The organism is Mesorhizobium marinum (assembly GCF_040813675.1).
Taxonomy (GTDB): domain Bacteria; phylum Pseudomonadota; class Alphaproteobacteria; order Rhizobiales; family Rhizobiaceae; genus Mesorhizobium_K; species Mesorhizobium_K marinum.
Genome location: NZ_JBFOCI010000004.1, coordinates 194491 through 216702, shown reverse-complemented (window position 1 = coordinate 216702; position 22212 = coordinate 194491). Strand labels below are relative to the sequence as shown.

The 22212-nt window shown below is 67.3% G+C and carries 27 protein-coding genes and 1 other RNA gene; 14 read left to right on the top strand and 14 right to left on the bottom strand.

Annotated elements, in window-relative coordinates; translation table 11 throughout:
- Nucleotides 1-11 precede the first annotated feature (11 nt).
- Nucleotides 12-764, bottom strand: a complete 753-nt coding sequence (locus tag ABUE31_RS14790) for a c-type cytochrome (RefSeq protein ID WP_367724422.1) — start codon at nucleotides 762-764, stop codon at nucleotides 12-14.
- A 193-nt stretch (nucleotides 765-957) separates the two neighbouring features.
- Between ABUE31_RS14790 and ABUE31_RS14785 the strand changes: the two genes are divergently transcribed.
- Together ABUE31_RS14785 and ABUE31_RS14780 are read left to right on the top strand one after the other, a co-directional pair.
- Nucleotides 958-1689, top strand: coding sequence for a 3-deoxy-manno-octulosonate cytidylyltransferase (locus tag ABUE31_RS14785; RefSeq protein WP_367724421.1), 732 nt, complete (start codon nucleotides 958-960; stop codon nucleotides 1687-1689).
- Nucleotides 1690-1698: 9 nt separating this feature from the next.
- Nucleotides 1699-2565, top strand: coding sequence for a prephenate dehydratase (locus tag ABUE31_RS14780; protein WP_367724420.1), 867 nt, complete (start codon nucleotides 1699-1701; stop codon nucleotides 2563-2565).
- A gap of 9 nt (nucleotides 2566-2574) precedes the next feature.
- Here the strand turns inward: ABUE31_RS14780 and ABUE31_RS14775 are convergent, their stop codons facing one another.
- From ABUE31_RS14775 to ABUE31_RS14760, 4 genes are all read right to left on the bottom strand, one after another.
- Entirely contained in the window at nucleotides 2575-2868 is a 294-nt protein-coding gene (locus tag ABUE31_RS14775; protein ID WP_367724419.1) for a Dabb family protein, read from the bottom strand.
- Nucleotides 2869-2889: 21 nt separating this feature from the next.
- Nucleotides 2890-3609, bottom strand: coding sequence for a nucleotidyltransferase family protein (locus ABUE31_RS14770; protein WP_367724418.1), 720 nt, complete (start codon nucleotides 3607-3609; stop codon nucleotides 2890-2892).
- 351 nt (nucleotides 3610-3960) lie between these two features.
- Nucleotides 3961-4902, bottom strand: coding sequence for an NAD(+) diphosphatase (nudC, locus tag ABUE31_RS14765; protein ID WP_367724417.1), 942 nt, complete (start codon nucleotides 4900-4902; stop codon nucleotides 3961-3963).
- A gap of 50 nt (nucleotides 4903-4952) precedes the next feature.
- Complete coding sequence (locus ABUE31_RS14760; protein WP_367724415.1) at nucleotides 4953-5372, bottom strand: HIT domain-containing protein; 420 nt, start codon at nucleotides 5370-5372, stop codon at nucleotides 4953-4955.
- A gap of 125 nt (nucleotides 5373-5497) precedes the next feature.
- Here ABUE31_RS14760 and ffs point away from each other — a divergent pair.
- The 6 genes from ffs (at nucleotide 5498) to ABUE31_RS14730 (ending at nucleotide 10418) form a co-directional block, all read left to right on the top strand.
- An RNA gene (gene ffs / locus ABUE31_RS14755) (signal recognition particle sRNA small type) lies at nucleotides 5498-5594 on the top strand.
- A gap of 118 nt (nucleotides 5595-5712) precedes the next feature.
- Nucleotides 5713-7518, top strand: coding sequence for a DNA polymerase III subunit gamma/tau (locus ABUE31_RS14750; RefSeq protein WP_367724414.1), 1806 nt, complete (start codon nucleotides 5713-5715; stop codon nucleotides 7516-7518).
- Nucleotides 7519-7529: 11 nt separating this feature from the next.
- Nucleotides 7530-7853 (top strand): YbaB/EbfC family nucleoid-associated protein, encoded by a 324-nt coding sequence (locus tag ABUE31_RS14745; protein ID WP_367724413.1) that lies wholly within the window; start codon nucleotides 7530-7532, stop codon nucleotides 7851-7853.
- 84 nt (nucleotides 7854-7937) lie between these two features.
- The gene (gene recR / locus ABUE31_RS14740) at nucleotides 7938-8546 is read left to right on the top strand and encodes a recombination mediator RecR (protein ID WP_367724412.1); all 609 of its coding nucleotides are present in this window, start codon (nucleotides 7938-7940) and stop codon (nucleotides 8544-8546) included.
- Nucleotides 8547-8570: 24 nt separating this feature from the next.
- Nucleotides 8571-9941 carry a lytic murein transglycosylase gene (locus ABUE31_RS14735; RefSeq protein WP_437344130.1) on the top strand — a complete coding sequence of 457 codons (1371 nt, stop codon included), beginning with the start codon at nucleotides 8571-8573 and terminating at the stop codon, nucleotides 9939-9941.
- Between the two features lie 9 nt (nucleotides 9942-9950).
- On the top strand, nucleotides 9951-10418 hold the full coding sequence (locus ABUE31_RS14730) for a GNAT family N-acetyltransferase (RefSeq protein ID WP_367724409.1): 468 nt from the start codon (nucleotides 9951-9953) through the stop codon (nucleotides 10416-10418).
- Nucleotides 10419-10493: 75 nt separating this feature from the next.
- On the opposite strand, the gene ABUE31_RS14725 is transcribed toward ABUE31_RS14730, so the two are convergent.
- Both ABUE31_RS14725 and ABUE31_RS14720 read right to left on the bottom strand, forming a co-directional pair.
- On the bottom strand, nucleotides 10494-11495 hold the full coding sequence (locus tag ABUE31_RS14725; RefSeq protein WP_367724408.1) for an LLM class flavin-dependent oxidoreductase: 1002 nt from the start codon (nucleotides 11493-11495) through the stop codon (nucleotides 10494-10496).
- Nucleotides 11496-11579: 84 nt separating this feature from the next.
- Nucleotides 11580-12764 (bottom strand): AI-2E family transporter, encoded by a 1185-nt coding sequence (locus tag ABUE31_RS14720; protein WP_437344129.1) that lies wholly within the window; start codon nucleotides 12762-12764, stop codon nucleotides 11580-11582.
- A 191-nt stretch (nucleotides 12765-12955) separates the two neighbouring features.
- Between ABUE31_RS14720 and ABUE31_RS14715 the strand changes: the two genes are divergently transcribed.
- Nucleotides 12956-13363 carry a DUF6481 family protein gene (locus tag ABUE31_RS14715; RefSeq protein WP_367724407.1) on the top strand — a complete coding sequence of 136 codons (408 nt, stop codon included), beginning with the start codon at nucleotides 12956-12958 and terminating at the stop codon, nucleotides 13361-13363.
- A gap of 44 nt (nucleotides 13364-13407) precedes the next feature.
- Here ABUE31_RS14715 and ABUE31_RS14710 read toward each other — a convergent pair whose 3' ends face one another.
- A complete protein-coding gene (locus ABUE31_RS14710) occupies nucleotides 13408-13533 on the bottom strand; it encodes a hypothetical protein (protein ID WP_367724406.1) in 126 nt (41 codons plus the stop codon).
- A 142-nt stretch (nucleotides 13534-13675) separates the two neighbouring features.
- Between ABUE31_RS14710 and ABUE31_RS14705 the strand changes: the two genes are divergently transcribed.
- On the top strand, nucleotides 13676-14083 hold the full coding sequence (locus ABUE31_RS14705; RefSeq protein ID WP_367724405.1) for a GFA family protein: 408 nt from the start codon (nucleotides 13676-13678) through the stop codon (nucleotides 14081-14083).
- 25 nt (nucleotides 14084-14108) lie between these two features.
- Here ABUE31_RS14705 and ABUE31_RS14700 read toward each other — a convergent pair whose 3' ends face one another.
- On the bottom strand, nucleotides 14109-15359 hold the full coding sequence (locus ABUE31_RS14700) for a DNA recombination protein RmuC (RefSeq protein ID WP_367724404.1): 1251 nt from the start codon (nucleotides 15357-15359) through the stop codon (nucleotides 14109-14111).
- Between the two features lie 96 nt (nucleotides 15360-15455).
- On the opposite strand from ABUE31_RS14700, the gene def reads away from it, so the two are divergent.
- The 4 genes from def (at nucleotide 15456) to truA (ending at nucleotide 18261) form a co-directional block, all read left to right on the top strand.
- Nucleotides 15456-15986, top strand: coding sequence for a peptide deformylase (gene def / locus ABUE31_RS14695; protein ID WP_367724403.1), 531 nt, complete (start codon nucleotides 15456-15458; stop codon nucleotides 15984-15986).
- A gap of 81 nt (nucleotides 15987-16067) precedes the next feature.
- A complete protein-coding gene (gene fmt, locus ABUE31_RS14690; RefSeq protein WP_367724402.1) occupies nucleotides 16068-17003 on the top strand; it encodes a methionyl-tRNA formyltransferase in 936 nt (311 codons plus the stop codon).
- On the top strand, nucleotides 17000-17509 hold the full coding sequence (locus ABUE31_RS14685; RefSeq protein WP_367724401.1) for a GNAT family N-acetyltransferase: 510 nt from the start codon (nucleotides 17000-17002) through the stop codon (nucleotides 17507-17509). The genes fmt and ABUE31_RS14685 overlap by 4 nt, the downstream gene beginning before the upstream one ends.
- An 8-nt stretch (nucleotides 17510-17517) precedes the next feature.
- A complete protein-coding gene (truA, locus tag ABUE31_RS14680; protein ID WP_367724400.1) occupies nucleotides 17518-18261 on the top strand; it encodes a tRNA pseudouridine(38-40) synthase TruA in 744 nt (247 codons plus the stop codon).
- On the opposite strand, the gene ABUE31_RS14675 is transcribed toward truA, so the two are convergent.
- From ABUE31_RS14675 to dapD, 5 genes are all read right to left on the bottom strand, one after another.
- On the bottom strand, nucleotides 18255-18854 hold the full coding sequence (locus ABUE31_RS14675) for a transporter (protein ID WP_367724399.1): 600 nt from the start codon (nucleotides 18852-18854) through the stop codon (nucleotides 18255-18257). The genes truA and ABUE31_RS14675 overlap by 7 nt on opposite strands.
- 12 nt (nucleotides 18855-18866) lie before the next feature.
- Complete coding sequence (gene dapE, locus ABUE31_RS14670; RefSeq protein ID WP_367724630.1) at nucleotides 18867-20054, bottom strand: succinyl-diaminopimelate desuccinylase; 1188 nt, start codon at nucleotides 20052-20054, stop codon at nucleotides 18867-18869.
- Nucleotides 20055-20124: 70 nt separating this feature from the next.
- The gene (locus ABUE31_RS14665; RefSeq protein ID WP_367724397.1) at nucleotides 20125-20856 is read right to left on the bottom strand and encodes a hypothetical protein; all 732 of its coding nucleotides are present in this window, start codon (nucleotides 20854-20856) and stop codon (nucleotides 20125-20127) included.
- A gap of 1 nt (nucleotide 20857) precedes the next feature.
- Entirely contained in the window at nucleotides 20858-21235 is a 378-nt protein-coding gene (locus tag ABUE31_RS14660) for a DUF805 domain-containing protein (RefSeq protein WP_367724396.1), read from the bottom strand.
- Between the two features lie 21 nt (nucleotides 21236-21256).
- The gene (dapD, locus tag ABUE31_RS14655; protein WP_367724395.1) at nucleotides 21257-22111 is read right to left on the bottom strand and encodes a 2,3,4,5-tetrahydropyridine-2,6-dicarboxylate N-succinyltransferase; all 855 of its coding nucleotides are present in this window, start codon (nucleotides 22109-22111) and stop codon (nucleotides 21257-21259) included.
- Nucleotides 22112-22212: the final 101 nt, after the last annotated feature.

The window sequence follows — 22212 nt, the reverse complement described above, 5'->3', positions numbered from 1 at the left end:
TTACAATTTCGTCATTGGGCCGGAGCGGCCTCGGCGGGCTGCGCCTCAGTGGGCGCGGCTTCGGCCGGAGCAGGTTCTGCCGGCGCGGCCTCGGGGGCGGGAGCGGCCTCGGCGGGCGCAGCTTCAGCGGGTGCTGCCGGTGCGGTTTCGGCGGCAGGCTCCGCCGCAGGCGTTTCGGCGGCAGGCGCGGCAGCCGGTTCGGCGGCGGCCGCCGGCGCTTCCGGCAGCGGTGCCGGCGTGTCGGCCAGCGTGCGCAGATAGGCGATCAGGTTGGCGCGCTCCGTCGGGTTCTTGATGCCGGCGAAGCCCATCGCGGTTCCCTTCACCAGGCCCTTCGGCGAAGCCAGGAAGTGGTCGAGGTGATCGTAGTCCCAGACGACGCTGCCGCCCTGCGCGAATTCCTTCATCGCGCCGGAATAGGAGAAGCCCTCATGCGAGGCGACCGGGCGGTTGACGATGGACCAGAGGTTGGGGCCGACCTTGTTGGCGCCGCCATTGTCGATCGTGTGGCACGCCGAGCACTTCTTCTCGGCGGTCTGGCCGGCGGCCACGTCGGCGGAAGCAAGCCTGACGGCGATAGGCTCCACAGCGGGCGCTGCTTCGGCGGCACCACCGCTTTCGGCCTCGGCGGCCTCGATGATGAAGCCTTCCTTCTCGGGATGGTGCGCGGCGAAGATCGAATCGGAAATGATGCTGACCGAAAAGACAACAAACACGGCCCCCAGGAAGGCGCCGATCCACTTGTTGAATTCGAAAGAGTCCATTCGCCCCTGGCTCCTTTGTCCCCTGGCCGGCTGCAGTTCGTGCGGCCAGGCGGCATGCTGCTTTGATCGACCGGGCCGGCCAATTTGGGCGGAAACTAGGTCTTTTGCTTGGTCGTTGCAACACCTATAAGAGCGGCGTCCCTGAGACGTTTTGCCACTTTTCCGACAACCTGCCCCGACCTGCCGGATTGAGATGTCGACCATCGTTCTGATCCCCGCCCGCATGGCCTCGACGCGCCTGCCCGACAAGCCGCTCGCCGATATCGCGGGACGGCCGATGATCGTCCATGTCGCCGAGCGGGCGCGGGCGGCCGACCTCGGCCGCGTCGTGGTGGCGACGGACACCGAGGAGGTCGCCGCGGCGGTGCGCGGCCACGGCTTCGAGGCGGCGATGACGCGGGCCGACCACCCGTCGGGCTCGGACCGCATCCACGAGGCGCTACAGGCGCTCGATCCTGATGGCGCGGTCGATGTCGTCGTCAACGTCCAGGGCGACCTGCCGACCATCGAGCCGGCGACGATTCGCGCCGTCTTCGCGCCGCTGGCCGACAGCGCGGTCGACATCGCCACCCTCGGCGTCGAGATCGTGCGCGAGGAGGAGAAGACGAACCCGAACGTCGTGAAGATCGTCGGCTCCCCGCTTTCCGAGACCCGGCTGAAGGCACTCTATTTCACGCGCGCGACGGCGCCTTGGGGGGACGGGCCGCTCTATCATCATATCGGCCTTTACGCCTATCGCCGCGCCGCGCTCGAACGGTTCGTCGCGCTTCCGTCGTCCGCGCTGGAGCGCCGCGAGAGGCTGGAACAGCTGCGCGCGCTCGAAGCCGGCATGCGAATCGACGCCGAGATCGTCCGCTCCGTGCCGCTCGGCGTCGACACGCCCGAAGACCTCGAACGGGCGCGCCGCGTGCTCGAACAACGATAAAGGCCCGTCATGCCATCCGAAAAGACCAACCGCATTTCGTTCCAGGGCGAGCCCGGCGCCAATTCCGACACGGCGTGCCGCAACATGTTCCCCGACATGGAGCCGCTGCCCTGTCCGACCTTCGAGGACGCCTTCAACGCGGTCGAGACCGGCAAGGCCGACCTTGCCATGATCCCGATCGAGAACACCATCGCCGGGCGCGTCGCCGACATTCATCATCTGCTGCCGGAATCGAAGCTGCACATCATCGGCGAATATTTCCTGCCGATCCATTTCCAGCTGATGGTCCTGCCCGGCGTCGACCGCTCGGAGATCAAGAGCGTCCACAGCCATATCCATGCGCTCGGCCAGTGCCGCAAATACATCCGCCGCAACGGCTGGAAGCCGATGGTGGCCGGCGACACCGCCGGCGCCGCCAAGCTGGTCGCCGACCGGCAGGACCGCACGATGGCGGCGCTTGCGCCGAGGCTCGCGGCCAGTCTCTACGGGCTCGACATCCTGGAGGAGAACGTCGAGGACACCGACACCAACGTCACCCGCTTCGTCGTCCTGACCCGCTCCAAGCAGTGGGCGGAGCGCCCGCAGCCCGACGCCGGCATGATGACCACCTTCATCTTCCGCGTGCGCAACGTGCCGGCGGCGCTCTACAAGGCGATGGGCGGCTTCGCCACCAACGGCGTCAACATGACCAAGCTGGAGAGCTACCAGCTCGGCGCCTTCACGGCGACGCTGTTCTACGCCGACATCGAAGGCCACCCCGAGGACGCGAACGTCAAGCTCGCCCTGGACGAGCTGCGCTTCTTCTCGCGCGAGGTGCGCATCCTCGGCGTCTATCCGCGCAGCCCGTCGCGCGAGGAGTGGAAGGTCGCCGACTAGGCTTTGGCCTTAGTCCAGCAGCACGTAGTCGATTTCGAGAAAATCCTCGACCTCGGGTACCCAGCGGTCGCGCACATATGCGACGTGGACGGGATGGTCGTTGTAGCTCTGGTACGCAGTTTGGTCGGCGAACTCCATCGAGTAGCCGAAGTGGAAGGCGTTCTTCGGACTCACCTGGCTGAGTTGCTCGAAACGCTCGACTCCGGGAATGTCGGCCAGCGCCTTGCCCGCCGCGAGGAATGAATTTTCCTCGGCCGAGCCGCGCGGGTGTCTCAGCCTGAAAGCGACGGTATGGCGGATCATTTCGGATGTCCTTTGTACTGGCTATCTTATGGCATCGAGCAGATTGGCCGCCTTGGGGGACCGCTTGAGACTGCGCTTTAGGCGTTCTTCCCATTTCGACCCGCGAGACAACGCGTCTTCATAAGCTTCAAGAAGATCGGTGGGCCTGTCTTCAGCCAATACGGCCAAAAGAAGTTCCGCCTGCACCAGGTCTTTGCGAGCTTTGATGCTGTCTGGTCCGTCAATGCGCCTGTCCGCCACTATGAGCTTGTGGATGGCGAATTTTTCCGGCCTTGGGATGTGGACCAGAATGCCGTCGCGATAGACGCCGGCTGCAGCGATGGGTTCGGCGATAAGATAGTTTAGGAAGTGCAGGGATTGCGCACTCACGCCGAACGCCACCAACTCACGCAGCTCTTCGTCTTCGCTGAACGACGGCGTAAGGAATTCAACGAGGGTTTGACTTTTCGATTGCCTCCAGCGCCAAACTTTTCCTTTGTTCGGGCTCGCGACGGGCGAGAATTCAAAATCACCGAATACTTCTTCCATCGATGGCAACACGGTCTCGCCAAGCGCCAACGACAGCTTTTCGAAACTGGCTATGTCGACGTCGTTTGTCATTGCAGTCTGGTCGAGACCCAGCCGTATGCCAAGCTCACCTTCATACATCCGGAAAGCATTTGTCCCCACGAGAACCCCGCCGAGGCGGAATACGCCGGCCTTGGCGAGCGCTCCGACCAAGCTGCCCGTTGCATTGTCCATGCCTAGAAATCGTTCGCCGCGTAAAAGCCTGACCAGCCTTGCGCGCTCCCGCCGGCGATCATCACGTTCTCCTTTCAAAGCTTCGTATCGATCTATCCTTGTGCGCAGCGCCGGGGTGTCTTCGCCCAGGTATCTTTCTGGACATCGTCGCCGATCCGGTACCGGTCGTACCAGTATCTCCGCTCACCGCGCTTGCGAGCGGTCGGTGTGCCCTTTATCCCCGCCATCATGTCGTCCAGGAGAAGCGAAACGAGATCGGCGTACGCCGCGTGGGCTGTAGTGGAATGGCGTCTGATCTGCAGATTCATATGTGTTGCCACACAACCGTTTTCTTGTGTGGTAATAGCTCGGTCACCTCTGTTCGGCCCATGCGCGGATGAGGTGATGGGCGATCGCCCCGGGCGGCGGGGTGAACAGCGTCTCGTGCGTCCGCTCCAGCATCGCCAGCACCTCGGCGCGCTCGAACCAGCGGCAGTCCTCCAGTTCGGCGAGGTCGGGGTCGATGTCGTCGTTCAGCGCTTCACCGAAGCAGCCGATCATCAGCGAATAGGGGAACGGCCAGGGCTGGCTTGCATGATAGACGACCCGGCCGAGCCGGATGCCCGATTCCTCGAGCGTCTCGCGCCGCACCGCGTTCTCGATCGTCTCGCCAGGCTCGATGAAGCCGGCCAGCGCCGAATACATGCCCGGCGCGAAATGCCGGCCGCGACCGAGAATGCAGCGGTCCCTGGTGACCGCCAGCATGATGGCGACCGGGTCGGTGCGCGGGAAATGTTCTGCGCCGCAGGCCGTGCAGGCGCGCTTGTAGCCGCCCGCCCGCATCTCCGTCGCCTTGCCGCAGCGGCCGCAGAACAGGTGGTTGGCGTGCCAGGCCAGCAGACTGGCGCCCTGTGCGAGTTCGCCGAGGTCGGCCGGGTCGATCAGCCCCTGCATGTAGACGGAGCGGTAGTCCACCGCCTTGATGGCCTCGGGCAGGGCATCGCTCTCGGTCGCCACCGGCGCCGCGACGACAGGGCCGTCCGGGCCGGTGCCGAGCAGCACCGCGCCGGCGATGTCGGCGCCGAGCGCCGATGCGTCGTCCAGGCTGAACTTGCCGCCGGCCGCCCCGTTTCCGTTGAACCGCAGCAGGATGCGCCCGTTGCCGACCAGCAGCAGCCGGGTCGTCGGGTCGGCGAGCGCCTGCGCGGTGGAGTCGTCGCTGCGCTTCTCGGCCTGCCGGTCGATGATGTTCCCGGCAAAGCCGACGAACTGGCTGGCTTCCGCTTGCGGGGCGTCGAAGAGGCGAAAGGTCATGAGGAAGGGTCTCTGGGTGGACGGGGAGACGGTCGGTCGGAAGCAGGCGGCTATAGCGCCGCCTTCAGCTTTTCCGCAAACCCGTGGGCTTCGGCGGGTGCGTAGGGCTGGCGCACGCCGTGGCCCCAGACGGGGCCCGGCCAGCCGGGGTCGTCCTCGTTGCGCGCGATGACGTGGACATGCAGCTGGCGCACGATGTTGCCGAGTGCGCCGGTGTTGATCTTGGTGCAGCCTGTGACCGCCTTCAGCGCCTGCGACACCATGTTGGTTTCGAAGGTCAGCATCGCCTGGTCGAGCGGCGTGAGGTCGTGGATTTCGACGATGTCGGGTCTCTGCGGGATCAGGATCAGCCAGGGCCACCGGCTGTCGTTCATCAGCCGCAGTTCGCAAAGGCCGAGCCACATCACCGGGTCGCTGTCGGACTCCAGCCTTGCATTCAGCGAAAATCCGGCCTTGAGCCCGCGCAGCATGGGCATTTCCCTCATGTCGCATGGAAGGCTAGAGCGGCGGCCGGCGCCCTGCAAGCAAATCATGCGTCTGGATTGCGAAAAGAGCGCCCTTGCAAACGCCGGCCGAATTGCCGATATGGGGGTTGGGAGGTTGGTGGTGGACGAGCCACTCGCCAACCGGGTCAGGTCCGGAAGGAAGCAGCCCTAACGAGCACGGAACGGGTCATTGTTCCAGCCTCCCGCCTTCCCGCCGACCGTCAGCCACGCGCCGCGTCATTGACGCCGCGATGCCGCGCGGGCGAAACTCGGCGGGCGGAATCGGCCTGGCTGCGTCAGGCCCAGGGGAGTATCGAACGGGCGGATGAGCGAAGCCGGCACCGACATTCAGGACAAGGCCGCCGGCGGCTACCGGGTTCTCGCGCGCAAGTACCGGCCGGCCGACTTCTCCGCTTTGATTGGCCAGGAGCCGATGGTGCGCACCCTCACCAACGCCTTCTCAACGGGCCGCATCGCCCAGGCCTGGATGCTGACCGGCGTGCGCGGGGTCGGCAAGACAACCACGGCGCGCATTCTCGCCCGTGCGCTCAACTACAAGACAGCCGAAATCGACCGTCCGTCCGTCGATCTCAGCGTCCCCGGCGAGCACTGCAAGGCGATCATGGAGGGACGCCATGTCGACGTGGTCGAGATGGACGCCGCTTCGCACACCGGCATCGACGATATCAGGGAGATCATCGAGCAGGTCCGCTATGCGCCGGTCTCCGCGCGCTACAAGGTCTACATCATCGACGAAGTGCACATGCTCTCCACGCAGGCCTTCAACGGCCTGCTGAAGACGCTGGAGGAGCCGCCTCCGCATGTGAAGTTCATCTTCGCGACCACCGAGATCCGCAAGGTGCCGATCACCGTCCTGTCGCGCTGCCAGCGCTTCGACCTGAGGCGCGTCGACGCCGGCATGCTGACGGACCATCTGAACGGGATCGCCGCGCTCGAGGGCATCACCGTCGATGGCGAGGCGGTCGCCATGGTCGCGCGCGCCGCCGAGGGTTCGGTGCGCGACGCGCTGTCGATCTTCGACCAGGCCATCGCGCATGGCGCCGGCACGGTGACCGCCGAGCAGGTGCGATCGATGCTCGGGCTGGCCGACCGGGGTCGCGTCGTCGACCTGTTCGAGCACCTGATGAAGGGTGACGCCGGCGCGGCGCTGACCGAGTTCCGTGCGCAGTACGACGTCGGCGCCGACCCGGCCGCCGTCCTCACCGATCTTGCCGAGTTCAACCATCTGGTGACGCGCCTGCGCTTCGTGCCGTCGGCCGCCGACGATGTTTCCCTCTCCGAGGTCGAGCGCCAGCGCGGCGCTGCGTTCGCCCAGCAGCTTTCGGTGCGCGTCCTGTCACGCACCTGGCAGATGCTGATCAAGGGCATTCCTGAGGTGCAGTCGGCCAACCGGCCGGCGAGCGCCGCCGAAATGGTGCTGATCCGCATCGCCCACGCCGCCGACCTGCCGACGCTCGACGAGGCGCTGAAGTCGCTCGCCGACGCGCCGCAGGCGTCGGGCGCCCCGGCGACCCGCCCGGCTGCGCCATCGACATCGCCGGGCAATAGCGGCGCGAGCGCCGTCGGGTCCATGCGCATGCCGGTGTCGACCGGCGGCGGCCAGACCATGCGGCTGGTGGAGACGGCGCCGGCCGAGATGGTTGTGGCGCCGCCGCCTGCGGCGGAAGCGCCGCCCGCGGTGCCCGTCAAGTCGCTGGAGGACATGGCTGCCCTTGCCGACGCCAACCGCGATATGCTGTTCAAGACGCAGCTCAAGGCCTGCGTCCGGCTGGTGAAGATTGATCCGGGCCGGCTGGAGATCAGCCTCACGGAGAACGCGCCGCGGAGCCTCGCCACCGACATCAGCGCCCGCCTCGAGAAATGGACGGGGCGGCGCTGGATGGTGTCGGTGTCGCGCGACGCGGGCGGGCCGACGCTCGCCGAGGCCGAGGCCGCCAGACGCAACGACGCGATCCTCGATGCGAAGAACGACCCCGCCGTGGCGGCGATCCTGTCGCGCTTCCCGGGCGCGAAGATCATCGACGTGCGCATACCGAACGCGCCGGAAGGCGAGGCGGTCGATGCAGACCTGCCGGTCGAGCCGGCGGACGACGACGAAACCGATTTTTGACGGAGGCAAGGATGAAGGACCTTCTCGGCCTGATGGGCAAGGCGAAGGAAATGCAGGCCAGGATGCAGGCCATGCAGGAGGATCTGGCCGGGCTCGAGGCCACCGGGCAATCGGGCGGCGGGCTGGTCAGCGTGACGCTGTCGGGCAAGTTCGAGATGAAGGCGCTGAAGATCGATCCGTCGCTGTTCAAGGAAGACGAGGTCGAGATTCTCGAAGACCTCCTGCTTGCCGCCCACAACGACGCAAAGGCCAAGGTCGAGGCGATCATGCAGGAAAAGACCCGCGAACTGACGGCCGGGCTGCCCATTCCGCCGGGCATGAAGCTGCCGTTCTGACGGCGACGGGGCATGGCGCACAGCGCGCGCTCGCGCCGGCAGGAATTCTTCCCTGCGCCGCCCGCCCTTCGCTATATCTAGCCCATGTCCACCAAGCGAATCGCCGGCCCCGAGATCGAGCGCCTTATCCAGCTTCTGGCCAAGGTGCCGGGGCTCGGGCCGCGTTCGGCGCGCCGCGCCGCGCTGCATCTCATCAAGAAGAAGGACCAGTTGCTGGCGCCGCTCGCCGGCGCCATGGGCGACGCGCTCGACAAGGTGCGCATCTGCTCGGTCTGCGGCAATGTCGACACCACCGACCCCTGCATGATCTGCACGGATGCGCGGCGCGATCCCGCCACCCTCATCGTGGTGGAGGACGTGTCGGACCTCTGGGCGCTGGAGCGCGCCGGCTCGATGAACGCGCGCTTCCACGTACTCGGCGGCACGCTGTCGCCGCTCGACGGCATCGGCCCCGACCAGCTCAACATCCGCACCCTCATCGAGCGGGTTGCCGGCGGCGAGGTCACGGAGATCATCCTCGCGGTGAACGCCACCGTCGAGGGCCAGACCACGGCGCACTACCTTACCGACCAGCTCGCCGGCTTCGGCGTCAAGGTGACCAGGCTGGCGCATGGCGTGCCGGTCGGCGGCGAACTCGACTATCTCGACGAGGGCACGCTTGCCGCGGCGCTGAAGTCGCGGACGGTTTTTTGACATGTTGGAAGGGAGGGTGGCGTGATGAAGATAGCTTCCGCCGTTGCGGCCTTGATCGCCCCCCTCCGGCCTGCCGGCCATCTCCCCCTCAAGGGGGGAGATCGATCCGCATCACGACTTTCGCCAATCTTCAACCTTGGCGATGAGGCAGCAACGTCGAAAGGCCGCTGGAAGTGTGCAGCGCTTGTGATGCTCCTCCTCTCCTTCCTCTCCTCTCCAGCCTCCGCCCAGTCGATCGACGCCCAGTTCCGTGCCTGGCTGGAGCAGGACCTCTGGCCCGAGGCGAAGGCCAACGGCGTGTCGAAGAAGACCTTCGACGCCGCCTTTTCCGGCGTGACGCCCAACCTCAAGCTGCCCGACCTCGTGCTGCCCGGCCAGAAGGCTGAGACGCCGAAGAAGCAGCATCAGGCCGAATTCGGATCGCCCGGCAGCTATTTCGCCGAGAAGACCATCGGCGCGGTTACCTCGGGCGGCCGTGCCCGCGCCGGCAGGTACGGCAAGACGCTCGCGGCCATCGAGAAGCAGTATGGCGTGCCCGGCGGCGTGGTGCTGGCGATCTGGGGGCGCGAGTCCGGCTTCGGCGCGGCGAAGATCCCCTACGACGCCTTCGAGGTGCTCGGCACCAAGGCCTTCCTCGCCACCCGCAAGGAGATGTTCCGCACCGAGGTCATCGGCGCGCTGGTCATGCTTGAAAAGGGGCTCGCGCGCAAAGCTGCGATGAAATCCTCCTGGGCCGGCGCGCTCGGCCAGCCGCAGTTCCTGCCGACCTCGTTCCTGAAGCACGCCGTCGATTTCGACGGCGACGGCGTCGCCGATATCTGGAGCTCGACGCCGGACACGCTGGCCTCGATCGCCAACTACCTTGCCGACTACGGCTGGGTGAAGGGGCGCGACTGGGGGTTCGAGGTAAAGGTTCCGGCAAGCGTGTCCTGCGCGCTGGAGGGGCCGGACCGGGGCAGGGCGATTTCCGAATGGGCGTCGCTTGGCGTCGAGCGCGTCAGCGGCAAGCCTTTTCCCCGGCACGAGCTGAAGGCCGAGGGTTTTCTGCTGATGCCGGCCGGCCGCAACGGCCCGGCCTTCATCGTCACGCCGAACTTCTACGTGCTCAAGGAATACAATGAGAGCGACCTTTATGCGCTGTTCATTGGCCACGGCGCCGACCGCATCGCCGGCGGCGACCGCCAGTTTTCCGGGCGCTGGGGCAAGGTCGGGGGGCTCTACCGGTCCGACGTCGCCGCCATGCAGCGCGGGTTGGAAAAACTCGGCTACGATGTCGGCGGCGCCGACGGCCTGCCGGGCTTCAAGACGCGCCGCTCGATCGGCGACTGGCAGGCCAGGAACGGCGAGGCCCCGACCTGCTTTCCCGATGCCGGCATCGTGAAGGCACTCCGGTAGCGGCATCCGATGAGCGAACAGGCGTTCCGGCTTCGAAAGGATCTCGATCAACCCGTTCTGCCGCCGGAATGGCCGCCGGGCTTTTCCTGTCGCACCCTCCGGGCGGAGGACGCCCGCGCGGTCCATGCGGTGATGAGCGAGGCCTATGGGGAGGGGCGCGGCGTGCCGGGCTTCCATGTCTGGTGGCCGGAATTTTCCGGCGATTCAGAATTCGACGCCTCGCTCTGCTTCCTGGTGTACCGCGGCGAAAAGCTGGTCGCCGTGGCGCTCTGCTGGACGAGCGCCTTCCTGAAGGACCTCGCGGTTCGGCCCGATGCCAGGCGCGTCGGCCTCGGCGGCAACCTGCTGAGACAGGTGTTCCGCACCTTCCAGGCGCGGCATGCCAGGACTGTCGACCTCAAGGTGGAGGCCGGCAACAAGGCGGCCATCGCGCTCTACGAGCGGGCGGGCATGTACCGCGTGCCCTGGGAGGGTTGACCGACGCCAGACGTCGCTTTGCTTCGCCCGGGGATGACGAGCGAGAGGGTGGGCACCTTGTGCGTGGGCGCAGGCCTACGCCGCCACAGACATTTCCCGGTGCGCCTCGGCCAGGATCTCGAACGACCGCAGGCGCGCCGCATGGTCGAAGGCTTGCGTCGTGACCATCAGTTCGTCGGCGCCGGTGCGCCGCAGGAATTCGTCGAGCCCGCTGCGCACCGTCGCGGCCGAGCCGACGATCGAGCAGGAAAGCGCGCCGGCCAGCATGCCCCGGGCGACCGGGTCCAGCGTCGCCTCGAAATTCTCGACCGGCGGCGGCAGCTTGCCCGGGCGGCCGGTGCGCAGGTTCACGAAGGCCTGCTGCAGCGAACTGAACATCAGGCGCGCGTCCGCCTCGCTGTCGGCGGCGAAGACGTTGAGCCCCAGCATCAGGCGCGGCTTTGCGAGCCGTTCGGAGGGGTGGAAGCGTGAGCGGTAGATGTCGATTGCGTGCTCCATCTCGGCCGGCGCGAAATGCGAGGCGAAGGCGTAGGGCAGCCCGAGCAGGGCGGCCAGCTGCGCCCCGTAGGTGGACGAGCCGAGCACCCAGACTTCCACCTCCTCGCCCTCGCCGGGCACGGCGCGCACGCGCTGGCCGGGCTCGGCCGGGGCGAAATAGTTGATCAGCTCCACCACGTCCTGCGGGAAATTGTCGACGCCGGCGTCCATGTTGCGGCGCAGCGCCCTGGCCGTCAGCATGTCGGTGCCGGGTGCGCGCCCGAGGCCGAGATCGATGCGGCCCGGGTGGAGCGCGGCCAGCGTGCCGAACTGCTCGGCAATCACCAGCGGCGCGTGATTGGGCAGCATGATGCCGCCGGCGCCGACGCGGATGGTCGAGGTGCCGGCCGCGACATGGCCGATGACGACTGCGGTGGCGGCGCTCGCGATGCCCTGCATGTTGTGGTGTTCGGCGAGCCAGTAGCGCCTGTACCCCAGCCGTTCCGCATGGCGCGCCAGGTCGAGCGTGTTGTTCAGCGATTGAGCGGCGGTGCCGCCTTCGGGCACTGGCGACAGGTCAAGGACGGAAAGCTCGGCCATGGCGATCTCCGGTGGCGGCGAAACGGGCAAGGCCACGATATAGGAACGCCGCCTTGCGGTCGCAATGAACCGGTCCGCTGCGGCTTACGCAGTAGTTCCTGCCCGGGAGGCCTCCGTCTCGGCGTCGATTTCGGCCTGTTCCTGGCCCTGGTGGGCCGACAGGAAGTTGCCGACATTCGACCAGCTATCGAAATGGTCGCAGAACACCTTGACGATGACCAGCAGCGGCACCGCGATCAGCGCGCCGACGAAGCCCCAGAGCCACGACCAGAAGGCGACCGCGATGAAGATCGCGACTGCGTTGATCTCCAGCCGCCGCCCGACGACCAGCGGCGTCACCAGCTGTCCCTCGATGATGTTGCACATCACGACGAAGGCAGGCGCCAGCAGGGCATAGGACAGGGTGTCGAACGAGATCAGCGACATGGCGGCGACGAGCAGCACCGTTGCGAGCGCCCCGACATAGGGCAGGAAGTTGAGCGCGGCCGCCGCCACGCCCCACACCGCCGGATTGGGCATGCCGAGCGCCCACAGGCCGAGCGCGATGACGACGCCGAGGCCTGCATTGATGATGGCGACCGTCAGCAGGTAGCGCGAAATCTCACGCTCCACGTCGTAGACGATGCGCAGCGCCCGCTTCTTCTCGCTGAGCCGGGTGAAGGACTGCACGATCTTCTCGTAGAACAGCGTGCCCGAGGCGAGCAGGAACAGCGAAAGCACGAAGGTGATCGCCGCCGTCGTCGCGCCGGACAGGAGATTTCCCGCCGCCTGCGAGATGATGCCCGGTTGCGCCAGCACGACCCGCTGGACGCCGGGCTCCTGCGCCGTCTCGGTCACCTTTTCGACCTGGTGCGACGCTTCCACGAACTTTTCGAACGGGTGGCGCAACTCGGACAACCGCGCCGTGATGCGCCGGCCGATGGCGGGGGCGTCGTTCGCCAGTTGGACGACCGGCCCGGACAGGAAATATCCGGCGCTGCCGATGGCGCCGACCGACAGAAGGACCAGCAGGGTCGCCGACAGCGCCTCGGGCATGCCGCGCTTCTTCAGGAAACGCACGATGGGCGTCAGCATGAGCGCCAGCAGGAAGGCGAGAACCACCGGCATCACGAAGTCGCGTGCGAAGTAGAGCGCGTAGATCCCCGTCAGGATGAAGATGCCGGCCAGCAGCATGCGGATCAGCTTGGTCTCGTCGCGCGGCGGCTGCGGTGCGACCGTGCCGGCGTCGCCGTTGGGCGGCGTCGCGGAGCCCTCGGAATCGGTGATCATGCCGTTGCCCCCCAACCGTCCGATCCGTTTGCCGGACCCGCATCAATGCGCCAGCGGCCGACTTGTTCCCTCGTTTGCCCGCGATCCGGCCTGTTCCCAGCATTTTTCATGGCAGCGATGCGGCAAACCGGGTTGAACTCTCGGCCCGGATGCGTATGTAAGCGTCGCTACACGACTGTTAGGGACCAAAATTGGCGATATTTCGAGAAAAGGACATCTTCGAGCGCCGTAATGCGGCGAACGAAGCGAAGAAGGCTTTGCTTGAGCGCTACAAGTCCAGGCCCGGCCCGGACGATCCTTCCGTGCGCGAGCGCATGGCCCAGCGGCAGGCGATCCTCGAGGCGCGCGAGAAGCGCGCCGTCGAAAAGGAAAAGCTGAAGCAGGAGCGGCTGGCCCGCGAGGCTGCCGAACGCGCGGCGCGCGAGGCGGCCGAGGCCGAGGCGCGGCGCGAGGCAGAAGAGCGCGCACGCGTCGAGGCGACCGCCCGCGAGGCCGAGGAGAACGCGCGCATCGCGCGGCTGCTCGCCGAAGAGGCGGAGCGGAAGGCCAAGCGCGACGCCCGCTATGCGGCGCGCAAGGCGCGCGCCGGCAGGCACTAAGACAGCATCCGAAGGGATGAGCGAAGTGACCGGCAGGCTGCCGGTCACTTTTCCCGTTGCCGCGTCGCCATCACGGGCGCGGCCTTGAGCGTCGGCGCGGCGGCCGGCTTCTTCGCATCCTTCTTCGGCTTGCGGACTTCCTTCTTGGCCTTCATCTGACCCTTGGCCATGTGTCGCTCCCTTGTTGGCGTTTGCCGGAGTGAAACAACTCTCTTCGTCTTCGGCAAGAGTGTCGTGCGGGAACCGCACCGGCGGCATTGCACGCCACGCCTTCTGCGCTAGATTGCTGTGGAACACGGGAGGACACCGGCCATGAAGATCGACGGCGGCTGCCACTGCGGCGCGATTGCCTACGAGGCGGACATCGATCCCGAGATGGTGAGCATCTGCCACTGCACGGATTGCCAGACGTTGTCCGGCACGTCATTTCGGGTCGTCGTCTTTGCGCCCGAAGAAAAATTCCGTCTGACGCGCGGCGCGCCGAAGGCCTACGTCAAGACCGCCGAGAGCGGGAACAGGCGCATTCAAGCCTTCTGCGCCGAATGCGGCTCGCCCATCTATGCCACCTCGGCGGACGACGGCCCGCCGAAGGCCTATAGCATCCGTCTCGGCACCGCGCGCCAGCGCGACCAGTTGCCGCCAAGACGGCAGATCTGGCACCGCTCGGCTGTGACGTGGCTCCCCGAAATGGAAGGGCTGGCGACCAGGGAAACGACCTGAACGGTCGGCGGCGTTTCTGCCGGGCTCAACCTTCGTCGACGACGCGCAGCCGCAACTGGCCGCTCTTCGAACCGACCGACGCGCTTTCGTTCGCGGCGGGCAGGGCGCGCTGCCGGTCGGCCTCGTCGGGCCCGTCGCCCAGTTCCAGCGCCTCGATCTTCTGGCCGCGCTTCACCACCTTCGACGACGACACCAGGATGTCGTCGATGTCCCGCGTGGCCTGGCCGAAATGCCCCTGCAGCTTGCGCACGCGCTCGTCCAGCCGCGACACGTCCTCCATCAGCCTGACGACCTCGCCCTGGATCAGGTGCGCCTGTTCGCGCATGCGCGCGTCCTTGAGGATCGCCTGCACCACCTGGATCGACAGCATGAGCAGCGACGGCGACACGATCACCACCCGCGCCCGGTGTGCCTTCTGGATGATCGCCTCGAAATTCTCGTGGATCTCCGCGAAGATCGATTCGGAGGGGACGAACATGAAGGCCGTCTCCTGCGTCTCGCCCGTGATCAGGTATTTCTGGGCGATGTCGCGGATATGGACCTCGACGTCCCGGCGGAAGAGTTGCGCGGCGCGCGTCGTGTCGGCCTCGTTGTCGGCGGCGCGGATGGCGTTCCATGCTTCCAGCGGAAACTTTGCGTCGATGACGATCGACGGCGTGCCGTTCGGCATCCTGACCAGGCAGTCGGGCCGGCTGCCGTTGGAAAGCGTCGCCTGGAACTCGTAGCCGCCATGCGGCAGGCCGTCGGCGACGATCGCCTCCATGCGCGACTGGCCGAAGGCGCCGCGCGTCTGCTTGTTGGACAGGATCGCCTGCAACTGGACCACCTGGCCGGCCAGCGACTGGATGTTGTTCTGCGCGCTGTCGATGACCGCGAGCCGCTCCTGCAGCCTGGCCAGCGATTCATGCGTCGACTTGGTCTGTTCCGTCATGGTTTGGCCGATGCGGCCGGTCATCGCGTCGAGCCGCTGGCCGAGCGACTGCGTCAGTTCCGCCTGCCTGGCGCCGAACACCTCGGCCACTGCGCCGAGGCGCCCCTGCATCTCGGCCTGCGCCTGGGCGATCGCGGCCATGCGGGCCTCGGCTTCGCGGGCCCGCTCTGCGGCGTCGGCCGCCGCTGCGGTGCGCGCCCTCGACGAGCGCCAGAGCGCGACCGCGAGAAGGACGAGGAGGATGGCGAAGCACGCGGCGGCCGCGGCCAGCGCATGGCCGAGCGTGATTGCGGTCGCGCCGAGGCGGGCGACGGGTTCGGCGAGGAGGGAGGCAAGCTGGTCCATTGTGCCAGCATAGCCGATTCGTCGCGCGATCACAGATCAAAACGGGAACAGGTGACGGCAGTTGACGCCTTGCCGGCGAGGTCTTAGGTGAGGCCCATGCCGATCAAGCCGCTTATCATCCTTCCCGATCCCGTACTGCGCCTGGTTTCCAAGCCTGTCGAGCGCGTCGACGCGCCGCTGCTGAAGCTCGCCGACGACATGTTCGCCACCATGTATGACGCGCCGGGCATAGGCCTCGCGGCGATCCAGGTCGGCGAGCCGCTGCGCATGCTGGTCATCGACCTCGCCAAGGAAGGCGAAGACCCGGCGCCGCAGCTCTTCATCAATCCCGAGATTGTCGAATCGAGCGACGAGCGTTCCGTCTACGAAGAGGGCTGCCTGTCGATCCCGGACTATTACGCCGAGGTCGAGCGGCCGGCCCGCGTGCGCGTGCGCCATCTCGACCGTGATGGCAAGGAACGGGAAGTCGAGGCCGACGGCCTGCTCGCCACCTGCCTGCAGCACGAGATCGACCACCTGAACGGCGTGCTGTTCATCGACCACATCTCGAAGCTCAAGCGCGACATGGTGGTCAAGAAGTTCAAGAAGCTCGCCAAGGACCGCCCGCCCGCCAGGATGGTGGGTTGACCGGATCGGCCGCCAGGCTTGACCTTGGCCGTCGTTGGCGGTTGAAACCGAGCCCCGAAAGGCCTGGATAGCGCACCACACATGCCGCTTCGTATCGTCTTCATGGGCACGCCGGAATTTTCCGTGCCGACGCTCCGCGCCATCGCCGAGGCCGGGCACGAGGTCGTCGCCGTCTACACCCAGCCGCCGCGTCCCGCCGGCCGTCGCGGGCTCGAGCTGACCCCCTCTCCGGTCCAGCGCGAGGCCGAGCGGCTCGGCGTCGAGGTCCGCTCCCCGGTCTCGCTGAAGGGCCAGGCCGAACAGGCGGCGTTCGCCGCGCTGAAGGCCGACGCGGCGGTCGTCGTCGCCTACGGACTGCTGCTGCCGCAGGCGATCCTCGAGGGAACCCGGCTCGGCGCCTGGAACGGCCACGCCTCGCTGCTGCCGCGCTGGCGCGGCGCGGCGCCCATCCAGCGCGCGATCATGGCCGGCGATGGCGAGACCGGCATGATGGTCATGAAGATGGACGCGGGGCTGGACACCGGCCCTGTCGCGCTCTCCCGCCGCGTCGGGATAGGGCCCAACGAAACCGCCGGCGAACTGCACGACCGGTTGATGCAGGTCGGCGCGCCGCTCATGGTCGAGGCGCTCGCCGCGCTCGAGGCCGGCACGCTGGCGCTCGAGCCGCAGTCGGACGAGGGGGTGATTTACGCCCGAAAGATCGATAAGGCGGAGACGCGCGTCGACTGGCGCCTGCCGGCCGGCGAACTGCACAACCGCATCCGCGGGCTTTCGCCGTTTCCCGGCGCCTGGTGCGAGATGACGCTCGGCGGCAGGGCCGAACGGCTGAAGATCCTCCGCTCGGCGCTGTCGGAGGGAACGGGCGGGCCCGGCCAGGTGATCGACGGAAACCTGACGGTCGCCTGCGGCAGCGGCGCGGTGCGCATCACGGAATTGCAGCGGGCCGGAGGCCGGCCCGCGACGGCGCAGGAGTTCCTCCGCGGCGCGAAGATGGAAGAAGGAACGATACTCACATGAGCATGATGTCGATCAGGTCGGCCACGGCCAAGGACCGCGAGGCGATCCGCCTCGTCGAGGAGCATGCGTTCGGCCAGAAGGCGGAAGCCGGGCTGGTGGACGCGCTGGTGGAAAGCGGCAACACCGTCCTCGAACTGGTGGCCGAGGAAGACGGCCACGTCGTCGGCCACATTCTCTTCTCGCGCCTCTATGTGGAGGACGCGGGCAGGCAGTTTCCGGCGGTGGCGCTGGCGCCGCTGGCGGTGGAACCCTCGTTCCACGGCACCGGCATCGGCGGCGCGCTCGTCCGCGAGGCGCATCTCAGGCTGAAGCAGGCCGGCGAGACGCTGTCGATCGTGCTCGGCGAACCCGGCTACTACGGCCGTTTCGGCTACACGCATGCGCGCGCCGCCGGCTTCGAAAGCGACTACCAGTGCGATGCGCTGCAGGCGCTCGCCTGGGGCGACGCGCCCGCCGCCGGCAAGCTGGTCTACGCGCCCGCGTTCGGCGCGGAACTCGCGGCCTAGCAAGCGCCGTGCCGCGCTACCGCCTCGACATCGAGTATGACGGAACGCCCTATGCCGGCTGGCAGCGGCAGGCCGGCCAGCACTCGGTGCAGGCGGCGCTGGAGCAGGCGATCCTCGGCTTTTCCAGCGAGACGGTGACGCTGCGCGGGGCGGGCCGCACCGATTCCGGCGTCCACGCCACAGGCCAGGTGGCGCATGTGGACCTCGCCAGGGACTGGCCGGACGACACGGTGCGCGACGCCGTCAACGCGCATCTGAAGCTGGCCTCGGAAACCGTGGCCGTCCTCGCTGCGGCGAAGGTCACCGACGCCTTCGACGCGCGGTTCTCGGCGACCGGACGCCACTATCTCTATCGCATCCTCAACCGGCGCGCGCCGCCGGCGCTGGAAAAGGGTCGCGTCTGGTGGACGCCGGGCAGGCTCGACGCCGGCGCCATGCACGAGGCGGCGCAGCAGTTGCTCGGCCGCCACGATTTCACGACCTTCCGTTCCGCGCAGTGCCAGGCGACGAGCCCGCTCAGGACCCTCGAGCGTCTCGACGTCGCCCGCAGCGGCGACCTGATCGAGGTCAGGACGTCGGCGCGTTCCTTCCTGCACAACCAGGTGCGCTCGATGGTCGGCACGCTGAAGCGCGTCGGCGAGGGCGCCTGGACCGCCGCCGACGTCAAGGCCGCGCTCGACGCCAGGGATCGCGCCGCCTGCGGGCCGATGGCGCCGCCGGACGGGCTCTATCTGGTCAAGGTCGACTACTGAGCGGCGGGCGCCGCGAAGCCGAAGGCCGTCTGCAGCGCCAGCAGAACGGCGACCGCCACGATGAACATGCCGGCGAACACCGCCGACGCCATGGCCGGACCCTTGTCCAGCGCCACGTTCGTCATGCGCCAGGAGAGCACCAGCGTCAGCACGAACAGGGCGAACGACAACAGTACGCTGACCCCGGCCGCCGAGGGCGCGAACAGGTCGAGCAGCGCCGGCGGCAGCATGATCCAGGCGATCAGCGCCGACGACCAGTTGCCCGCCACCACGAGGTGCACGAAGCGGTCGGCAATGCCCGCACGCGAGGCCACCGCGGCGAGCGCCAGCAGCGGCACGATCCAGATGGCGAGGTCGATCGTCGCGACCATGAGGACGGTGGAGAGCCTGCCCCCAAAACCGGCTGACCCGGCAAGTTCGTTGGCGAAGCCAACCCAGCCGACGATCAGCGGCGGCGCCGCCACGACCAGCGCGAAGAACGAGTTCCAGAAGCCGTCGGCGCTGAGGTCGAGCATCTTCAACCCGTCCGCCCTGCCCAGCATCATGCGCCAGGCTCCGGTCAGGTATTGCTGGATTTCCTCGGCGGACGGCATGCGGCCCTGGCCCTACGCGAACCAGTCGTCGAGGAAGCGGCTGTAGATGTCGGTCAACGTCTCCAGGTCGGCCAGCGCGACGCGCTCGTCCACCATGTGCATGGTCTTGCCGACCAGTCCGAACTCGACCACCGGGCAGTGATCCTTGATGAAGCGGGCGTCCGAGGTGCCGCCGGAGGTCGACAGGCCGGGCGTGCGGCCGGTCACTGCCCGGATCGATTCGCTGAGTGCTTCGATCAGCTTGTCGTCGCGCGTCAGGAACACCTCGCTCGGGCGGTCGCGCCAGGTCAGGTCGAAGCCGATCGGTTCCTGCCGGTCGGGCCGGAACTTGCCGCGCTTGCTGGCGCGGTCCAGCCGGTTGTGGATCTCGGCCTGCAGCGTCTCGGGCGTCCAGGTGTCGTTGAAGCGGATGTTGAAGGCGGCCGTTGCCCGGGCCGGGATGACGTTGGTCGCCGGATTGCCGATGTCGATCGAGGTGATCTCGAGATTGCTCGGCTGGAAGTCGCGCGTTCCGGCGTCGAGCGCCGGCGACAGCAGCGCCTCGGCGAGCGTGATCAGCCCGCGCGCCGGATTGTCGGCCAGGTCGGGATAGGCGACATGTCCCTGCCGACCGTGCACGGTGATCACCCCGGAGATCGAGCCGCGCCGGCCGATCTTGATCATGTCGCCGAGCTGTTGCGGGTTTGTCGGCTCGCCGACGATTGCCGCATCCCAGCGCTCGCCCTTGGCCGTGGCCCATTCGAGCAGCTTGCCGGTGCCGTTGATCGAGGGACCTTCCTCGTCGCCGGTGATGAGCAGTGAGACGGATCCCCGGATCGGGCGTCCGTCAGCGACGCGCCGCGCCACGGCCGCCACGAAGCAGGCGATGCCGCCTTTCATGTCGACGGCCCCGCGCCCGTACATCTCGCCCTTGTGGACGGCGGCGGAAAACGGCGGATGGCTCCAGGACCCCTCGTCGCCCACCGGAACCACGTCGGTGTGGCCGGCGAACATCAGATGCGGGCCATTGCCGGAACGGCGCGCATAGAGGTTTTCGACGTCGGGCGTTCCCGCCTCCGAAAACACCGGCCGCTCGACCGCGAAGCCGAGCGGCGCGAGCATCGCTTCGAGTGCCGACAGCGCTCCGCCCTCCGCCGGCGTGACCGAAGGGCAGCGTATCAGCGTGGCGAGGTTTGCGGCGGGATCGATGGGCAGCGTCATGCCAGCGGGATAGAACAAAGCGCGGTTGCTGTCACGATCAAGCGGCGGCAGCCGCATGGACCAGCCGCGTCTATCGCGGATGCGCAGCGCTGCTCTCGATCATGGTGATCTTCTGCCAGATCTTGCGCGACAGGTTGGAGCCGAGCTCCTCGATGTCGTTGACCGCGCCTGCCACCACCTCGTCGTTGACCGACTGGGCGAACAGCGCGGCCAGCTTGCCGGTGATCGACAGCATCTCGGAACAGTAGTCGAGGTAGCGGGCAAGGTCCTGCCGGTTTGTGATTCGGGCCGGCGAATGCGCCGTCGGCGTGAAGGCGTCCGACAGCGCGGCAGGGTCCTTGGTGAGCTGGTGCATGTCGATGACGTGGATCAGCGAGCGCAGCGCATGCAGTTCGGCGAACACCCGCCGCCGCTTGATGCGCTCCTCGCTGCGTGCCAGCGCCAGGAAGCCGAGCCCGGCCAGCAGCAGCGTGTTGATCGATGCCTCGATGCCCTGCACGAAGTCGAACGCGCCGGTCGAGATGCGGTCGAAGGACAGGATGGTGCCGACGAACAGGAAGACCGCGGCGCCGCCGAGTATCGCCAGGCCGATCAGGATGCGAACCCACCAGATCGGCGCCTCCAGCGCCTTGGCCGAGTCCGCCAGGTCGTTCGACAGCGTGACCAGTTCCTGCGCCACGCGGCGCAGTCCGCTATCGGGGAAACGGTCGGCGATGCGCTGTTCGAGCGCGGCTGCGGTCTCGATGATCAGCCGCGGATCGAGCTGGCGGTAGCGTCGCTGCTTGACCTGGCTGCCGGCCATCTCAGCCGCCGGCCGGCGCGTTCGGATGCGGTCCGTACCGGTTCGGCCCGCGTTCTCCGGGGATCAGGCAGAGTGCGATGAAGGCAAGGATCGAGATGATCGGGATGAACAGGGCGATCGCGATGTGGCCGGGCTTGCCGATGTCGTGCAGCCGCTTCACGCTGAGCGCGACATTGGCCCAGATGGCGACCACCATGACGATCCAGAAGGCGGCCGCCAAGGTCTGGCCGGCCGCGCTGTCTTCGGCCACCAGCGTGAAGCGGTAGAGCAGGAACGCCTGCACGATGGCGAGCAGCAGTCCCGCGAGAAAATAGGCCGCGCGGCTCACGCGGCCGGTGAAACGGAAGAAGAGCCAGATGAGCTTGTCTTTTTCAGGCAAGAAAGTCGGATCCGGTTGCGATCAATCTCTGAGCAGTTCGTTGATCGAGGTCTTCGAGCGGGTCTGGGCGTCGACGCGCTTGACGATCACGGCGCAATAGAGGCTCGGACCGGGCTCGCCGTTCGGCAGCGGCTTGCCGGGCATGGTGCCGGCGACGACCACCGAATGGGCCGGCACCTCGCCGTAGAAGACCTCGCCGGTGGCGCGGTCGACGATCTTGGTCGACTTGCCGATGAAGACGCCCATGCCGAGCACCGCGCCCTCGCGCACGATGCAGCCTTCGACGACTTCCGAGCGCGCGCCGATGAAGCAGTTGTCCTCGATGATGGTCGGCCCGGCCTGCAGCGGCTCGAGCACGCCGCCGATGCCGACGCCGCCCGACAGGTGCACGTTCTTGCCGATCTGCGCGCAGGAGCCGACGGTCGCCCAGGTATCGACCATCGTTCCCGAATCGACGTAGGCGCCGAGATTGACGAAGGACGGCATCAGCACCACGCCCGGCGCCACATAGGCCGAGCGGCGCACGACCGCCGAGGGAACCGAGCGGAAGCCGGCCTTCTCGTAGTCCGCGGCGTCCCAGCCGTCGAACTTGGACGGCACCTTGTCCCACCAGACCGCGTTGCCGGGGCCGCCCTTGATGATCTCCATCGGGTTGAGGCGGAACGACAGGAGCACCGCCTTCTTCAGCCACTGGTTGACGGTCCAGCTTCCGTCGGGCTGGCGCTGGGCGACGCGGGCCTCGCCCTTGTCGAGCAGGTGGAGCGCGGTCTCGATCGCCTCGCGCACCTCGCCGCCGGTCGATGTCGAGATGGAGTCGCGGGCATCGAATGCCTTCTCGATGACGCTTTCGAGCTGCGACAGGTCGACAACGGTCATGAATTCCCCCAATACAACGTGGTGTTAAGTCGAAGGCCGGTAAGCTCGGCCGAAATCGCGCGGACCCTATTTCAAGCCTTGGAGAGGGTCAATCGCGCCTG

Excerpts from the sequence above, each read along its gene's own strand:
- ABUE31_RS14785 (WP_367724421.1), top strand. The coding sequence starts at position 958 with ATGTCGACCATCGTTCTGATCCCCGCCCGCATGGCCTCGACGCGCCTG.
- recR (WP_367724412.1), top strand. The coding sequence starts at position 7,938 with ATGTCCACCAAGCGAATCGCCGGCCCCGAGATCGAGCGCCTTATCCAG.
- ABUE31_RS14705 (WP_367724405.1), top strand. The coding sequence starts at position 13,676 with ATGAAGATCGACGGCGGCTGCCACTGCGGCGCGATTGCCTACGAGGCG.
- def (WP_367724403.1), top strand. The coding sequence starts at position 15,456 with ATGCCGATCAAGCCGCTTATCATCCTTCCCGATCCCGTACTGCGCCTG.
- ABUE31_RS14725 (WP_367724408.1), bottom strand. The coding sequence starts at position 11,495 with ATGGCCGAGCTTTCCGTCCTTGACCTGTCGCCAGTGCCCGAAGGCGGC.
- ABUE31_RS14685 (WP_367724401.1), top strand. The coding sequence starts at position 17,000 with ATGAGCATGATGTCGATCAGGTCGGCCACGGCCAAGGACCGCGAGGCG.
- ABUE31_RS14675 (WP_367724399.1), bottom strand. The coding sequence starts at position 18,854 with ATGCCGTCCGCCGAGGAAATCCAGCAATACCTGACCGGAGCCTGGCGC.
- dapD (WP_367724395.1), bottom strand. The coding sequence starts at position 22,111 with ATGACCGTTGTCGACCTGTCGCAGCTCGAAAGCGTCATCGAGAAGGCA.
- ABUE31_RS14735 (WP_437344130.1), top strand. The coding sequence starts at position 8,571 with ATGAAGATAGCTTCCGCCGTTGCGGCCTTGATCGCCCCCCTCCGGCCT.
- ABUE31_RS14745 (WP_367724413.1), top strand. The coding sequence starts at position 7,530 with ATGAAGGACCTTCTCGGCCTGATGGGCAAGGCGAAGGAAATGCAGGCC.
- ABUE31_RS14790 (WP_367724422.1), bottom strand. The coding sequence starts at position 764 with ATGGACTCTTTCGAATTCAACAAGTGGATCGGCGCCTTCCTGGGGGCC.
- ABUE31_RS14700 (WP_367724404.1), bottom strand. The coding sequence starts at position 15,359 with ATGGACCAGCTTGCCTCCCTCCTCGCCGAACCCGTCGCCCGCCTCGGC.
- ABUE31_RS14775 (WP_367724419.1), bottom strand. The coding sequence starts at position 2,868 with ATGATCCGCCATACCGTCGCTTTCAGGCTGAGACACCCGCGCGGCTCG.
- ABUE31_RS14780 (WP_367724420.1), top strand. The coding sequence starts at position 1,699 with ATGCCATCCGAAAAGACCAACCGCATTTCGTTCCAGGGCGAGCCCGGC.
- ABUE31_RS14760 (WP_367724415.1), bottom strand. The coding sequence starts at position 5,372 with ATGCTGCGCGGGCTCAAGGCCGGATTTTCGCTGAATGCAAGGCTGGAG.
- ABUE31_RS14720 (WP_437344129.1), bottom strand. The coding sequence starts at position 12,764 with ATGATCACCGATTCCGAGGGCTCCGCGACGCCGCCCAACGGCGACGCC.
- ABUE31_RS14710 (WP_367724406.1), bottom strand. The coding sequence starts at position 13,533 with ATGGCCAAGGGTCAGATGAAGGCCAAGAAGGAAGTCCGCAAGCCGAAG.
- ABUE31_RS14750 (WP_367724414.1), top strand. The coding sequence starts at position 5,713 with ATGAGCGAAGCCGGCACCGACATTCAGGACAAGGCCGCCGGCGGCTAC.
- ABUE31_RS14665 (WP_367724397.1), bottom strand. The coding sequence starts at position 20,856 with ATGGCCGGCAGCCAGGTCAAGCAGCGACGCTACCGCCAGCTCGATCCG.
- fmt (WP_367724402.1), top strand. The coding sequence starts at position 16,068 with ATGCCGCTTCGTATCGTCTTCATGGGCACGCCGGAATTTTCCGTGCCG.
- nudC (WP_367724417.1), bottom strand. The coding sequence starts at position 4,902 with ATGACCTTTCGCCTCTTCGACGCCCCGCAAGCGGAAGCCAGCCAGTTC.
- ABUE31_RS14730 (WP_367724409.1), top strand. The coding sequence starts at position 9,951 with ATGAGCGAACAGGCGTTCCGGCTTCGAAAGGATCTCGATCAACCCGTT.
- ABUE31_RS14770 (WP_367724418.1), bottom strand. The coding sequence starts at position 3,609 with ATGGACAATGCAACGGGCAGCTTGGTCGGAGCGCTCGCCAAGGCCGGC.
- dapE (WP_367724630.1), bottom strand. The coding sequence starts at position 20,054 with ATGACGCTGCCCATCGATCCCGCCGCAAACCTCGCCACGCTGATACGC.